The 14934-nt window shown below is 71.7% G+C and carries 10 protein-coding genes; 4 read left to right on the forward strand and 6 right to left on the reverse strand.

Translation table 11 applies throughout. The annotated features are described in order from the left end of the window. Positions 1-45 precede the first annotated feature (45 nt). Entirely contained in the window at positions 46-2601 is a 2556-nt protein-coding gene (locus ACX9TP_RS46560) for a glycoside hydrolase family 15 protein (RefSeq protein WP_482977179.1), read from the reverse strand. 228 nt (positions 2602-2829) lie between these two features. Between ACX9TP_RS46560 and ACX9TP_RS46565 the strand changes: the two genes are divergently transcribed. From ACX9TP_RS46565 to ACX9TP_RS46580, 4 genes are all read left to right on the forward strand, one after another. Further along, positions 2830-5574 carry a YncE family protein gene (locus ACX9TP_RS46565; RefSeq protein ID WP_482977180.1) on the forward strand — a complete coding sequence of 915 codons (2745 nt, stop codon included), beginning with the start codon at positions 2830-2832 and terminating at the stop codon, positions 5572-5574. 307 nt (positions 5575-5881) lie between these two features. Further along, on the forward strand, positions 5882-6412 hold the full coding sequence (locus ACX9TP_RS46570) for a hypothetical protein (protein ID WP_482977181.1): 531 nt from the start codon (positions 5882-5884) through the stop codon (positions 6410-6412). A gap of 120 nt (positions 6413-6532) precedes the next feature. Then, positions 6533-6892, forward strand: a complete 360-nt coding sequence (locus ACX9TP_RS46575; RefSeq protein WP_482977182.1) for an ArsR/SmtB family transcription factor — start codon at positions 6533-6535, stop codon at positions 6890-6892. After that, positions 6885-7406: an SRPBCC family protein gene (locus ACX9TP_RS46580; protein WP_482977183.1), complete on the forward strand. Its 522-nt coding sequence runs from the start codon at positions 6885-6887 to the stop codon at positions 7404-7406. The genes ACX9TP_RS46575 and ACX9TP_RS46580 overlap by 8 nt, the downstream gene beginning before the upstream one ends. Positions 7407-7512: 106 nt before the next feature. Here the strand turns inward: ACX9TP_RS46580 and ACX9TP_RS46585 are convergent, their stop codons facing one another. The 5 genes from ACX9TP_RS46585 to ACX9TP_RS46605 all read right to left on the reverse strand — a co-directional run bounded on the left by ACX9TP_RS46585 (position 7513) and on the right by ACX9TP_RS46605 (position 14933). After that, on the reverse strand, positions 7513-8844 hold the full coding sequence (locus tag ACX9TP_RS46585; protein WP_482977184.1) for a hypothetical protein: 1332 nt from the start codon (positions 8842-8844) through the stop codon (positions 7513-7515). Between the two features lie 131 nt (positions 8845-8975). Then, a complete protein-coding gene (locus ACX9TP_RS46590) occupies positions 8976-10340 on the reverse strand; it encodes a sensor histidine kinase (protein WP_482977185.1) in 1365 nt (454 codons plus the stop codon). Next, positions 10337-11728: a sigma-54-dependent transcriptional regulator gene (locus ACX9TP_RS46595; RefSeq protein WP_482977186.1), complete on the reverse strand. Its 1392-nt coding sequence runs from the start codon at positions 11726-11728 to the stop codon at positions 10337-10339. Before ACX9TP_RS46595 ends, ACX9TP_RS46590 begins: the two co-directional genes overlap by 4 nt. A gap of 84 nt (positions 11729-11812) precedes the next feature. Next, positions 11813-14224, reverse strand: a complete 2412-nt coding sequence (locus tag ACX9TP_RS46600; protein WP_482977187.1) for an ABC transporter permease — start codon at positions 14222-14224, stop codon at positions 11813-11815. 31 nt (positions 14225-14255) lie between these two features. Next, positions 14256-14933: an ABC transporter ATP-binding protein gene (locus tag ACX9TP_RS46605; RefSeq protein WP_482977188.1), complete on the reverse strand. Its 678-nt coding sequence runs from the start codon at positions 14931-14933 to the stop codon at positions 14256-14258. Position 14934 lies beyond the last annotated feature (1 nt).

Raw genomic sequence — 14934 nt, forward strand, 5'->3', positions numbered from 1 at the left:
CCCGGCCTCTCCTCACTGGGAGGCCGGGCTGTCGCATCGCGGTGCTCAGGCCCCGCGGCGGCGCAGGGCCAGCACGGCGCCCACGAGCGCCACCACCAGCCACATCGCCAGGGCCCCCGGGCCCGTCGCGTTGCAGCCTCCGCCGCCCACGTCACCGTCATTCGACGTGCCCGCGTCCGGCTGCTGCGTCCCCGCGTCCGGCTCCTGCGTGCCCGCGTCCGGCGTGCCCGCGTCCGGCTCCTTCGTCAGCGTGCTCTCGTCGAGGTACGCACCGCACGCCGGGTCCTCCGTCGCTTCCGCGCGCTGCGCCAGGGCCAGCACGTAGGCGCCCGCGCCGAAGCCCACCATGGGGATGTTGAACTTGTGCGTGCCGTTGTTCTCGTCGTACGTCTCCGCCACCGCGAGGTAGTTCTTCAGCGACTGGTCCTTCACCCAGTTCAGCACCCGGTCCGCCCGCGCCGTGTCCCCCGCCAGGCGCTTGGCCACCGCGCCGCGCAGGCTGACGATGACCCACTCCGCGCTGTCGTACTCGCTGCCCCACGGGCTCATGTCCGCGCCGCCCGAGTGGTCATACCGGTCGTCGTTGCGCTGCCAGCCCGCGCCCGCCGGAGAGGACAGGCGCAGGTCCAGCCCGCGCATCGTGGCCTTCGCAATCTTCCCCTTCGGGTCGAACAGGCCGAAGGCGAACGCGTCGAACACCGCCGCGTCCCAGTAGCCCCGGCCCGTCTTCAGCTCCTCCAGGTTCGAGGCCAGCGCGAAGTTGGCGTCCGTCAGCTTCTCCGCCATCGCGCGGCGGATGCCATTGCCCGCGTTGCGGTAGCGCAGCGCCCGGTCCGCGTCGCCCTTGCGCTCGGCCAGCGCCGCCGCGTCACACAGGCCGCGCGCCGCCGTGAGGCTGGTGTACGCCCACGCGCGCTGCCGCCCGTTCCAGTGCGTCTCCCAGATGGACGAGTCCGGACGGATGAGCCCCGTCTCCGGGTCGATGAGCGCCACCAGCGCGTCCGCCACCTTGGTGGACACCGTGTCCCAGTGCTCATCCACCAGCGACTCGTCCCCCGTCACCTGCTCGTAGTGCCGCAGCGACCAGAGGAAGAGGCCGAAGCCGTCGAACTCCAGGTTGGGGCCGGACTCGTTGAAGTCCGTCTCCTCCACGCCGAAGCCGTGGTAGCGCGTGAGGGTGATGATGTACGGCGGCATGTTGTACGACTGCAGCTCGCGCCAGTCGCGGAACCGGCCGCTGTCCGCCTGGAGGTAGTACGCCAGCGCCGCGCGCGCGCTGTTGGTCATCCCCAGTGTCGCCAGCGCCGACGCCGCGTAGGCGCCGTCCCGAATCCACGCGTAGGTCCACTGTCCCGGCGGAAGGCTGGCCAGCACCGCGCCCTGGCCCGCGTGCTGCACCCGCGTGGGCAGCTTCGCCGTCGCGCCTTCGGTGTCCTTGAAGCGCGTGCGGCGCACCTCGCCGTCCTTCGTCAGCCACTCGCGCAGGAAGGCGTCGCTCTCGCGCACCTGCGCCATCGCCAGCACCACCGCGGACTGGCGCACCAGCGACTCCTCGTCCTCCGCCAGGCCCGCGGGCACCTTCACGAGGTCGCGCTGGAGGGTCCCCCAGCGCGCCAGCTCCGCCTCCACCAGCGCCTTCGCGTCGGAGGCGCCCGCGTACTCCTCCAGCCACTCCCGCGCCGCGTTCCCGGACTCCGGATTCGCGTGGTGCGCGAAGGCCACGCCCGCCCACTTCTCCGCGCCCGCCGCGAGGTCCCCGAGGTTGAACTGGTACGCCGTCGCCCAGCCGGTGCCCGCGGACGGCTGCGCCGTGAAGTCCTGCAGGTCCTGCGAGCCGCCGTTGTTCACCACGTTGAAGCCGTTCTGCGAGCCCGTCGCGCTCGACAGCCACGCCGCCTTCTTCGCTACCGCGCCCAGCGGCCGCGCCACCAGCGCGCCCGCGAAGCCCTTCTCCGAGAAGACGTCACCGGTGAGCTCCACCGTCTCGCCATTCTCGTCCGTCTCCGCCATGACGCCCGGCCGGCCGAAGCCCAGGTGGAAGTTGTGGAGCGAGAAGGCGCTCACCCCCGTCACCGCCGCCGTGCCCGTGTTGCGCACCCGCAGCGCCATGACGAAGGCCGCGTGCGGCAGGCGCTGGGGCGCGAAGACGTACGTCGTCACCTCCAGCGTGCCCACCTTCTGCACCAGCATCGTCACGCCCGTGCCCGCCGTCTTCCCCGGCTCCCAGGGCGCGTAGCCGCTGGCGTCCAGGTTGGCGTCCTGCGTCGGCAGCCAGCGCTGCGTGCCGCCCGAGCGCAGCCCGAAGAAGGCGTCGAAGAGCAGGTCGCGCGTGTGCACCACCTTCGGCTGGCCCTTCTCGAAGACGTCCGCGCCCACCGTGTCGATGACGGGCTCCTCGGTGGCGAAGAGGTGCTCGCGGAAGTGCGACACCTTCTTCTGCTCCAGGTCCAGCATGACGGCGCCGTGGCCGTTGGACGACGGCAGGCGCAGGAAGGTGCGCTGGACGGCGACCTCGGCGCGGGCGCCCGGCGGCGCCACGGCACAGAGAAGGGCGAGGAAGAGGGGTACCGCGCGGCGGTACGGGCTGGAGACGGGTTGCATGGCGCGGATTCTGGAGTGCTTCCGGCCCCGGGGCCAACGGCTACCCAGAGGCAGGCCCCCGACGCGGGGTGACACCGACCCCACGCGCTTCTTCGCCCCTCCCCCGCAACCGTGGCCGGCGTCCCGTGTTCGAGGTCCATAATTACTGGATATTCCGGTATTTTATGAGAAGCCGGTCGCGCTGGCGGTATGGGGTGGGAGCGCGCCCGGCGTCGCTGGGAGCGTCTCATGCGTCTGGTGCACCGGGTCCTCGCAGTCCTACTGCCGTGCCTTGCGCTGCCGGGAGGGCCCGCGCTCGCGCAGGCCCCTGGCGCCTTCGTCAACTGGGAGCACCCGCACGTGCACCCGCTGGAGCTGACGCCGGACGGCTCGAAGCTGCTGGCCGTCAACACGGCGGACAACCGGCTGCTGGTGTTCAGCGTGGCGGGCGGGACGCCGGTGCTGACCGCGTCCATCCCCGTGGGGCTGGACCCGGTGTCCGTGCGCGCGCGCGGCAACACCGAGGCGTGGGTCGTCAACCACGTCTCCGACAGCGTCAGCATCGTGGACCTCACCACGCTCAACGTGCGGACGACGGTGCCCACCGACGACGAGCCCGCCGACGTCGTCTTCGCCGGCAGCCCGCAGCGCGCCTTCATCTCCTGCTCGCAGGTCAACCGCGTGCTGGTGGTGGACCCGGCCAGCCCGCTCGGCGCGCCCACGCGCGTGCAGCTCGGCGGCGAGGAGCCGCGCGCCCTGGCCGTCAACGCCGCGGGCACGCAGGTGTACGTGGCACTGTTCGAGTCCGGCAACCGCACCACGGTGCTCGGCGGCGGCAACGCCATGGCGGGCGGCGGCTTTCCTCCCAACGTGGTGAGCAGCAGCGCCGGCCCCTACAGCGGCGTCAACCCTCCGCCCAACTCGGGCAACTTCTTCAACCCGGCGCAGAAGTCCGGCAACCCCACGCCGCCGCCGGTGAGCCTCATCGTGAGGAAGAACGCGAGCGGCCAGTGGATGGACGACAACGCGCATGACTGGACGGCGCTCGTCTCCGGTGCCAATGCCGCGTCCTCGGGGCGCAAGCCCGGGTGGGACCTGGTGGACCGCGACCTGGCCATCATCAACGCGTCCACGCTGGCGGTGACGTACGCCTCCGGGCTGATGAACCTGAACATGGCGCTGGCCGTCCACCCGGGCGGCCGCGTCACCGTGGTGGGCACGGACGCCATCAACGAGGTGCGCTTCGAGCCCAACCTCAAGGGCCGCTTCCTGCGCGTGCTGGCCGCGTCCGTGGACCCGGCCGCGCCGGCGTCGGTGAGCCGGTTCGACCTCAACCCGCACCTCACGTACACCTCCAGCACCGTGGCGCAGGCCACGCGCAACCTGTCGCTGGGAGACCCGCGCGGCGTGGCGTGGAACGTGGCCGGCACGCGCGCCTACGTGACGGGCATGGGCTCCAACAACGTCATCGTGGCGGACACCACGGGCGCCCGCGTGGCGCAGGTGAGCGTGGGCGAGGGCCCCACCGGCGTGGTGCACTCCGGCACGCGGCTCTACGTGCTCAACAAGTTCGCGGCGAGCGTGTCCGTGGTGGACACGGCGTCCAACACCGAGGTGGCGCGGGTGCCCTTCTTCGACCCGTCCCCCGGCACCATCAAGGCGGGCCGCAAGCACCTGTATGACACGCACAAGGGCTCCGGCCTGGGGCACATCGCTTGCGGCTCGTGCCACATCGACGGGCGCATGGACCGGCTCGCGTGGGACCTGGGCAACCCCGCTGGCGACATGAAGGCCGTCACGGGGCAGAACCTGGGCATGGGCGTGCCCGCCCTCACCACGGGCTTCCAGCCGTGGCACACGATGAAGGGGCCGATGACGACGCAGACGCTCCAGGACATCGTCGGCCAGGAGCCGCTGCACTGGCGCGGCGACAAGGCGGGCCTGGAGGAGTTCAACGGCGCCTTCGTCAGCCTGCAAGGCGACGACGCGCAGCTCACCGTGGTGGAGATGCAGCAGTTCGAGAGCTTCCTCGCCACGCTCACCTTCCCGCCCAACCCGTTCCGCAACACGGACAACTCGCTACCCACGAACCTGTCGCTGACGGGCCACTTCACGACGGGGCGCTTCGGCGCGGCCGGGCAACCGCTGCCCAACGGCAACGCGGAGCGCGGGCTGAACATGTACCGGCCGCCCCGGTTGCTGGACTCCGGGAGGCTCGCCTGCTCCGCGTGCCACACGCTGCCCACTGGCATGGGCACGGACATGACGCTGAGCAACGGCCAGTTCGTCCCCTTCCCCGTGGGCGCCAATGGAGAGCACCACACCGCGCTCGTCGCCGTGGATGGCTTCACCAACGTGACGATGAAGATTTCGCAGCTGCGAAACCTCTACGAGAAGGTGGGCATGGACTTCACGCAGACGTCGAACCTCGCGGGCTTCGGCTTCGCGCACGACGGCGCCGTGGACTCCATTGCCCGCTTCATCACCGAGCCCGTGTTCAACCTGAACAGCGACCAGGAGGTCGCGGACATGGTGGCGTTCATGCTCGCCTTCTCCGGCTCCGATTTGCCGCAGGGCTCGACCACCGCCATCCAGGAGCCGCTCGGCCCCAACAGCAAGGACACGCACGCGGCGGTGGGCCGGCAGGTGACGCTGACGTCGGCGACTCCCACGGCGGCGCAGCTCGCCACCGTGGCCTCGTTCGTGTCACTCGCGGACGGCGGGAAGGTGGGACTGGTGGTGAAGGGGAGCCAGGGCGGCCTGGCCAGGGGCTACACGTACATGGGAAGTGGCCAGTTTCAGTCAGACCGGGTCTCTGAGGCGGTGACGGCTTCGGTGCTGCGGACCCTGGGACGCACGGGCAGTGAGCTGACCTACACGGTGGTGCCCAAGGGCTCGGAGGTTCGCATCGGCATCGACAGGGATTTGGACGGCGCGCTGGACCGGGACGAGCTCGACCAGGGCACCCGGCCGGACGACCCGGCCAGCAATTAGCCCCAGGATTCGTGCGGGCCGTTCGCACCATGGCGACCCGCACAGCCGGTAGCTCGAGGCACAGTGTCTCGAGCTACCGGCATTTTTCTGGCGCCCCTGGCGCCGCGAGGCGGGCCAACCCTCCGGGACTCCTCGGCTTTGTTTCACGGCGCGGCGCGTAGGACCTGAATCACCGTTCAGGCAGGCGCGGAGCGTGTGGCGCCCATACGCAATGCGTTGACGTCGGAAATTGCCAAGAAATGAGACTTACTCCGTTCTTACTTCTGCGCGGCGTCTGTCCACACCCGCCGCGGCCGGAGGGGAACGAATGCTCTCGCTCGCCTTGCCCATGGGTTTCTTCTGGAAGAAGGCCGCGACCTGGCTGCGCATCCTGATGACCCAGGTGCTCTACATCGCGCCCCTCTTCTGGTTCATGGAGCTGGCGCAGAACATGGCGTGGCGGCAGGTCAACGGTGACTGGGGCTGGGTGTTTCCCGAGTCGCCCTACCACTGGTTCTCCTTCGGGAGCCTCATCCTCTGGGCCGGCTGCGTGGCCATGCTGTGGAGCCTGCACTTCTTCTGGTTCTACCCGCGCCGCGTGAAGGTCTGGACGCGCATCGCCATCGGCACCGTGTTCACCTTTGCCGGTGAGTGGTTCGGCGGGTACATGGCGGCCAACGTCTTCGGCCACCCGCTCCAGGTGTGGCCCGGCTCGCCGCTCGTCTACGTGCACTGGTGCGCCATCTTCTTCTGGATGAGCAACTGCATCGTCTACCATCTGGTCACCGTCAACGTGGTGGACCTCACCCCCGCCTACGACGCGCCGCCCGACGAGGCCCCCGCCGCGCAGACGGCCTGAGCCTCCCGACACGCCGAAGCCCCTGGGCCGCTCCCGGACCTGCACCACGGTCCGCGGGCGGCCCGTGACGTTTCCTGGGCCCCGTTGACCGCTCACCGGTGCGCCCCTAAGTTAAACCAGATGGTTCAACGTCATGAAGAGCGGCTCGACGCCGTGTTCCATGCGCTCGCGGACCCGACGCGGCGGGGGATGCTGCACCGCCTGGCGGACGGTGAGCGAAGCATCGGTGAGCTGGCCGCGCCGTTCCGCATGTCCTTCGCGGGGGCCTCCAAGCACGTGAAGGTGCTGGAGCGCGCCGGGCTGGTGCACCGGACGGTGGAGGGACGCACGCACCGCTGCCGGCTGGCGCCCGCGCCCCTGGCGGGCGCGCTCGACTGGCTGCGCTTCTACGAGCGGTTCTGGACGGACAGCCTGGACGCGCTGGAGCAGGAGCTGCGCAAGCCCGCCTCCCCTCGCAAGCGCGGAGCCGCCCATGAGTGAGCACGGGGTCGTCGTCACGGACATGATTCGCTTCGAGCGCGTCCTGCCCGGCCCGCTGGAGCGCGTCTGGGAGTACCTCACGGTGCCGGAGCTGCGCGGGAAGTGGCTGGCCTCCGGGCCCATGGACTTGCACGTCGGCGGGCGGGTGGAGCTGCACTTCCTCCAGTCCTCGCTGTCGTCGCACTTCGAGCGGCCGCCCGCGCGCTTCAAGCAGTTCGAGAACGGGTGCAGCCTCGAAGGCCGCGTCACCCGCTGCGAGCCGCCGCGCCTGTTGAGCTACACGTGGGGCGCGGATGGAGAGGTGTCGTTCGAGCTGACGCCCCGGGGCGAGGACGTGCGGCTGGTGCTGATTCACCGGCGGCTGGAGCCGAGGCACCTCGTGGGGGTGGCCAGCGGCTGGCACACGCACCTGGGCATCCTCGGGGACCGGCTGCGGGGCGTGGAGCCCGCGGGCTTCTGGTCCACACACGCGCGGATGGAGGCGGAGTACACCGCGCGGCTCGCGGAGGGCTGAGCCACCGGGGCGGCGGGCGGCAGGAGCAACCCACCGCGGATTGGGAACGGGCGGGATGTGGCCGCCGCCCCCCGGGCATACGGCCCCGGGTGGCTGGGTGTGACGGCTACTTCCCGGCGGGAGCCGGCGCTCGGACGTCGTCACTCATGGCGGCCGATGCGGTGGGCTCTGGTGCCGGAGCGAGAGCGGGTGCCTCCTGCGCGGCCTGCTGCAACAGCACGGCGGCCGGGGCCGCCACGGCGCTCGGGGCCGGAGGCACGGGCTGCGCAGTCGCGGGGGCGGCCGCCATGGGCTGCACGGGCTGCGCACTCACGGGCGCGGCCGCCATCGGCTGCGGAGGCGGCGCCGTCGCCGCGGGCTGCGCGGCGGCCTGGGTCTCCGAGCCACCTCTGCGGGCCTGCTGCTGGCCGAAGATGTAGCCGCCCACCGTGCCCAGCAGCGTCCCGAGCACCGCGCGGTCAATCTTCTCGCCGGTGCCGAGGATGATGATGGTCAGCAGCAGGAAGGCCATGCCAATCATCTCGACGAGGATGCGCTGGTTGAAGATGGTCTGCTGCACCTCGGGCTTGAACAGGAGCGTGGCGAGGTAGAGCAGCAGCAGCACCACGACCATGATGATGATGGCCCAGGTCAGCCGCCCGTCCGTCTCGAACTTCTGCACCTGACGCGCGTCCAGCTCCCCGCTCAGCTTGTCGATGGCGGCCTGCGAGTCCTTCACCTGCCTGTTGTGCAGGTCGATGGTGGCCTGCGCACGGTCGATGATGCCCTGCCACGCCTTCGCCACCGCCTCCTGGTCCTGGCCGAACAGCCGCTCCAGCTCGGCGAGGGACAGCGTCCTGGCGCGGTCGCTGGCGCCCGTGAGTGCCTCCCTCATCTGCTCCTGGAACACGTCCGGCGTCATCCCGCCGTCGCGGCCCGTCTGCGGGAAGCGCAATACTTGAAGCTCCGTCCAGCTCGGCAGCTGCGTCTGGCGGGGCTCGCCATACAGCTCGTCGATGCTAGGGCTGCGCTGCTCGGTGCCGCCGAGGCGAGGCAGGAAGTCCGCCAGCTCGAAAGCCATCGCATCCGCCAGCTCGTTCGCGGAGCGCTCCAGCCGTGAGTAGGCGTCCTTCGTCGGCAGGGCGCCTCTCGCCGTCACGTCGCTCACCGCCGTGAAGTCCCTCTGGAAGCGGGTGAGCATGGGCGCGAGCTTCGCGGAGTCGAACTTCCGCGCCCGGACATCCGCCTGCCGGGCCCGCGCCTTCTGGAGCTCGTGACGGAGGACGGTGAGCTCGGCCTCCGCTGCCTCCAGCCGCTTCTGCTCCGAGGACATCCTGGACTGGACGAGCCCCGTGGACTGCTTCGACAGGTCCTCATCCGCCTCGGGCGCGGAGTCCGCCGCCAGCGCCGTCCCCATCAGTCCCCAGACGAGGAGCACGGCCATCCGTCCTGCGTTCATGACGTTCACCCCGAGAGAACGGACGCCGCCCCGGAAGTTCCCGGCCACGGCCCGCCACAGGACGCCATCCTAGGGACGGCCTCTGCAGGGCACCAAATTGCCGGCCACGGGGCTCCAGCCAGACTGGCGGCTCAGCCCTGGCTCGCCAGCATGCCCGGCGTGTCCAGCGGCAGCTTCAGCCGCGCGCGGCACCCGCGCCCCTCGGGCCGGTTCTCCAGCCGCAGGCCGCCGCCGTGCGCTTCCGCAATCTGCCGGCTCAGCGCGAGCCCGATGCCGCTGCCCTGCGGCTTCGTGGTGAAGAACGGCACGAAGAGGTTGCCGGAGTCCACGAGGCCCGGGCCCTCGTCCTCCACCCACACCTCCACCGCGCCCGGGGACAGCACGGCCCAGGACACCCAGACCTCGCCCCCGTCCGGCACGGACTGCACCGCGTCCACCGCGTTGCGCACCAGGTTGATGAGGAGCTGCTCCAGTTGGTCCGCATCCCCCCGCAGCACGAGCGCCGGCCCCGCGCGCACGCCCACCGGCCGGCGCTTCTCCAGCGCCGCCACCCGCCGCACCCAGCCGTCCACCTCCACGTCCGCCAGCGACGGAGGCGGCAGCCGCGCCAGCCGCGCGTACGCCGACATGAAGCGCCCCAGCGACTCCGAGCGCCGGGCGATGATGCCCAGCCCGCTCTTCGCGTCGTCCTCCCAGTCCGAAGGACGCGGCTGCATCAGCAGCGTGTCCCGCAGCGCTTCCGCGATGGAGCCAATCGGCGCCAGCGAGTTGTTGATTTCGTGGCTCAGCACCCGCACCAGCCGGCGCCACGCCTCGCGCTCCTGCTCGCGCAGCGCCAGCCGCAGGTCCGCCAGCACCACCAGCGTGTGCGGCAGGCCGCCCTGGCGGAACGCGCCGCGCCGCAATTCGTACGGGCCGCCCTCCTCCGCGAAGGTGCGCGTCAGCCGCCGGGGCGCCGGGCCCTCCAGCAGGTCCTCCAGGTTCAGCGCGCCCGCGCCCTTCCCCATCAACTGCTGGCGCGACTGCCCCAGGAGCCGCTCCCCCGCGCGATTCACGAGCTTCAGCGTGCCCTCGCCGTCGAAGGCCAGCACGCCGACGTCGATTTCCTCCATCACCGCTTCCAGGAGCGCGCCCGCCTCCAGCGCGCCCAGGCGCTGCTCGCGCAGCGTGTCGCCCAGCGCGTTGACCTCCAGCAGCACCTCGCCCAGCGCGTCGCCGCCTCGCGCGCCGCGGCCTCGCACGGAGTAGTCGCCCTCGCGCAGCGCTGCGAGGAGGTTGGCCACCGCGTGCAGCGGCCGCATCACCCGCTCGCGCACCAGCAGCCCCACGCCCAGGAACATGCCCACCACCAGCGTGGTCAGCGTCCACTGCACCTTGGCGGAGAAGTCCCCCACCCACACCAGCACGAGCGACGCCACCGAGCCCGGCAGGCCCGCGAGCCACGCGAGGCCGAGCACCTGCAAGTCATGCTGCGGCGGCCCGCGCTTCTGCTTCACCGAGCTCCCTTGATTCCGTAGTGCTGCAGCCGCCGGTACAGCGCGCTGCGCGACAGGCCCAGCCCCTTGGCCGCCTCGCTCACGTTGCCCTCGTGCCGCGCCAGCGCGCGCTCGATGAGGTAGCGCTCCACCTCTTCCAGCGTCATCTCCTCCAGCCGCGACGCACCCTCACGCGTCGCCCGCTTGAGCAACAGGTCCTCCGCCGTCACCTCGTCGCCCGCCGACATCAAGAGCGCACGCTCCACCGCGTGCTCCAGCTCGCGCACGTTGCCCGGCCACGCGTACGACAGCAGGGCCTCCAGCGCCCCCGGAGACAGCCGCAGCGTGGGCCGCCCGTAGCGCCGGCCGTGCTCCGCCAGGAAGTGCGCCGCCAGCAGGGGAATGTCCTCGCGCCGCTCGCGCAGCGCCGGCAGCTGCAGCTCCACCGTGTTGAGGCGGTAGAGCAGGTCCTCTCGGAAGCGTCCCTCCGTCACCGCCTTCGACAGGTCCACGTTGGTGGCGCTCACCACGCGCACGTCCACCCGGCGCGTCTTCGACGAGCCCACCGGGTGCAGCTCGCCCGTCTGCAAGACGCGCAGCAGCTTGGCCTGCTGCGACAGCGGCATGTTGCCAATCTCATCCAGGAAGAGCGTGCCGCCGTCCGCCAGCTCGAAGCAGCCGATGCGGTCCGTCTTCGCGTCGGTGAAGGCGCCCTTCACGTGGCCGAACAGCTCGCTCTCGAAGACGCCCTCGGACAGGCCGCCCGAGTTCACCGCCACGAAGGGCCGGTCCGCCCGCGTCGAGGACGCGTGGAGCAGCCGCGCCACCACCTCCTTGCCGGTGCCGTGCTCTCCCGTCACCAGCACGTTGGCGCCGGAAGGCGCGACGCGCTCGATGAGGCGGCGGATGGGCTGCATGGCGCGCGACTCGGACACCATGGTGGGCAGGCCGCCCTGGCCGCGGCGCAGGTGCTGGTTCTCCTCCTCCAGCCGCCGGCTGCGCTTCAGCGCCCGGCCCAGCTCCAGCTGCGTGCGCAGCGTGGCCAGAAGGCGCGTGTTGTCCCACGGCTTCTGCACGTAGTCGCGCGCGCCGCCGCGCATGGCCTCCACCGCGCCCTCCACGCTTCCCCAGGCCGTCATCACCACCACCGGCAGCGCCGCGTCCTGCGCGCGGATGCGGCCGAGCAGGTCCATGCCCTCACGCCCGGACGTGGTGTCGCGCGCGTAGTTCAGGTCCATGAGGACCAGGTCCACGTCCTCCGACTCCAGCGTGGCCAGCGCGCCCTGGGGCGACTGGGAGGTGACGACGGAGTACCCGTCGCGCTTGAGGAGCAGCCGCAGCGCCTCCAGCACGTCGGCCTGGTCGTCGGCGACGAGGATGCGGGCAGGCCGGGCGGTGGACGCCGGCACGGGGGAGGGAAGGTTCGGGACTTGGGGAAGAGGCTCGGACACGGAGGATACCCAGGGCAAGAATGCGCCAGAAAACGGGCGGCGTCAGCCGCGACGAAGGACGGAGGCCGGGTCCACGCTGGCCGCCCGACGTGCCGGCAGCCAGCTCGCCAGCCAGGCGGTGGCCAACAGCAGCAGCGCCACGGCGGAGAGCACGGAGAGGTCGAGCGAGCCCACGCCGTACAGCAGCCCCTCCATCACCCGGTGCACCGCCAGCGCCCCGCTCAGGCCCAGCCCGAGCCCCAGCCCCACCCGCCGCAGGGCCTGCCCCACCACCAGCCGCAGCACGTCCGCGCGCTGGGCGCCGAGCGCCATCCGCACGCCCATCTCGTGCGAGCGCTGCGCCACCGCGTAGGACATCACGCCGTAGATGCCCACCGCGGCCAGCACCAGCGCCAGCACGCCGAAGGCGCCCAGCAGCACCGTGCGGAAGCGGGGCCGGGACAGGTCCGTCGCCAGCCGGTCCTCCAGCGTGGTGGGCTGCGCGAGCGCCACCGTCGAGTCCACCGCGCGCAATTCCTCGCGCACCACGGCCTCCAGCGCCAGGGGCGCCAGGCCCGGAGCGGCCCGCACCGCGAGCTGCCCGCCCGCGAAGTACCCCTGCCCGCCCTGGTCCATGGGCACGTACGCCGTGGGCTCCTGGCCGGACTCCACCCCGGCGTACGGCACGTCCCCCACCACGCCCACCACCGTCAGCCACAGGGGGTTGCCCTGCGCGTCGTCGCCGCCGAACGTCACCCGGCGGCCCAGCGGGTCCTGCCCCGGGAAGACTTCGCGGGCGAAGCGCTCGCTCACCACCATCACCCGCGACGCGTCCGCCCTGTCCGAGTCGGCGAGCCGGCGGCCCGCGAGCAGCGGCACGCGCAGCGCCTCCAGGAAGCCCGGTGTGGACGTGTTGATGAGGGCATTGGGCCGGTTGTCCACGTCCGGCGTCCCCTCCACCCAGTAGCCCGAGCGGCGGATGTCCCAGCCGCCCGGCAGGCTCTGGCCCACGCCCGCGGCGGCCACCTCCGGGCGCGCGGCGAGCCGGGCCATGAAGTCGCGGTGGAAGGCCGCCGACCGTCCCGGCTCCTGGTAGCGGTCCCTCGACAGCGACAGCCGCGCGACGAAGACGCCCTCCGGGTCCAGCCCCGGGTCCACCTGGCTCAGCCGCCAGAAGCTCTTGAGCATCAGCCCCGCGCCGGTGATGAGCACCAGCGCCAGCGCCACCTCCGCCACCACCAGCACCGCGTGCGCCCGCCCCCGCGTCGCCTCCGTGGAGCCCCGGCCCAGCACCGTCCCCGGGTTGAGCTGGCTGCGCTGCAGCGCGGGGACGAGCCCCACGCCCACGCCCGTCAGCAGCGTCACCGCCAGCGAGAAGAGGAGCACCCGCCCCTGCACCGCCACCTCGTCGCCGCGCGGCAGGGCGTTGGCGCCCAGGACGAGCAGGAGGTCCGTGCCCCACAGGGCCAGCAGCACGCCGCCCACGCCGCCCAGCAGCGCCAGCATCAAGCTCTCCGTGAGGAGCTGCCGCACCAGCCGCCCCCGCCCCGCGCCGAGCGCCACGCGGATGCCCAGCTCCCGCTGCCGCGACGCCGCGCGCGCCAGCTGCAGATGGGCCACGTTGGCCGCCGCCAGGAGCAGCACCAGCGCCACCGCGCCCAGCAGCACCCACAGCGCCAGCCGCACCTCGCGGGTGAGCTGCTCCGCGTAGCTCACCACGCCGAACTCCTGGGCGGCGTCCTCCTTCAGGAGGGCCGGGGCGAGCGCCGCCAGCTCCTGCCGCGCGGACTCCAGCGTGGCGCCGGGCGCCAGCCGCCCGGTGACGTTGAACGCGCGGTAGCCGCGCTGCGTGCGCGCCTCGGACGTGGCCGCGCCCGGCTGGCTGTCGTACGGCACCCACGCCGCGATGTTCGCCTGCGGCACCTGGAAGGAGGGCGGCATCACCCCCACCACCGTGTAGGGCTGGCCGCTCAGGGTCAGCGAGCGGCCGAGGATGTCCGTCCCGCCTCCCATGGCCTGCCACTGCCCGTAGGACAGCACCGCCACCGGCGTGCGCAGCTCCTGGGGCGTGAAGGCACGCCCGAGCAGCGGCTGCACGCCGAAGGCGCCGAAGAAGTCGCCCGCCACCACCGTGCCGCGCAGCTGCTGCGCGTCCCCGTCACCGGTGAGGTTGAAGAGGTTGTTGGAGTACGCGGTGAGATTCCGCAGCTGCGTGGACTGGCGCGCCACGTCGTCGAAGGTCATCAGGCTGTAGCGCGGAGGCGTCCGCTGCGGCTTCTCCGAGCCGAGCATCACCACCCGGTCCGGCTCCGGGAAGGGCAAGGGCCGCAGCAGCACCGCGTCCACCACGCTGAAGAGCGCCGTCGTCGCGCCGATGCCCAGGGACAGCACCAGCACCGCCGCCACGGTGAACACGGGCGACTGGCGCATCGTGCGCAGCGCGTACCGAAGGTCCATCTTCACGTCGCTCAACATGACCGAGCCTCCCGGCTCACGACGAAGGTGTTCAGGGCTTCTGCAGCCAGCCGTCCGCGAGCTGCACCACCCGGTGGCCATACGCGGCGTTGGCATCCGAGTGCGTCACCTGGACGATGGTGGTGCCGTCCCGGTTGAGGCCCTGGAAGACCTCCATGATGTGTTTGGCCTGCGCGGAGTGGAGGTTGCCCGTGGGCTCGTCCGCGAGCAGCACCTTGGGGTTGGCGATGAGCGCGCGGGCGATGCCCACCAATTGCTGCTGGCCGCCGGAGAGCTGCGAGGGGAACAGGTCCTTCTTCCCCACCAGGCTGAAGCGGTCCAGCATGTCGCCCACCAGCGCCTCGCGCTCGCCGCGCTTGAGGTTGCGGTAGGACAGCGGCACCTCCAGGTTCTCCGCCACCGTGAGGTTGTCCAGCAGGTGGTACTGCTGGAAAACGAAGCCGATGGTGCGCCGCGACAGCTCCGCGCGCTCCTTCGGCTTCATCGCGTGCACGCCCTGGCCGTCCAGCGTGTACTCGCCCGTCCACTCCGCGTCGAGCATGCCCAGAATGGACAGCAGCGTGGACTTGCCCGCGCCGGACGGGCCCATCAGCGTGACGAACTCGCCGGGCTGGATGTCCAGGTCGATGCGGCGCAGCACCCAGGCGCGGCCGCCCGCCAGGGGGTAGGACTTCTCGACGTTACGCAGCGAAATGAGGGGCTGGGACATG

Source organism: Pyxidicoccus sp. M15 (genome assembly GCF_056858435.1).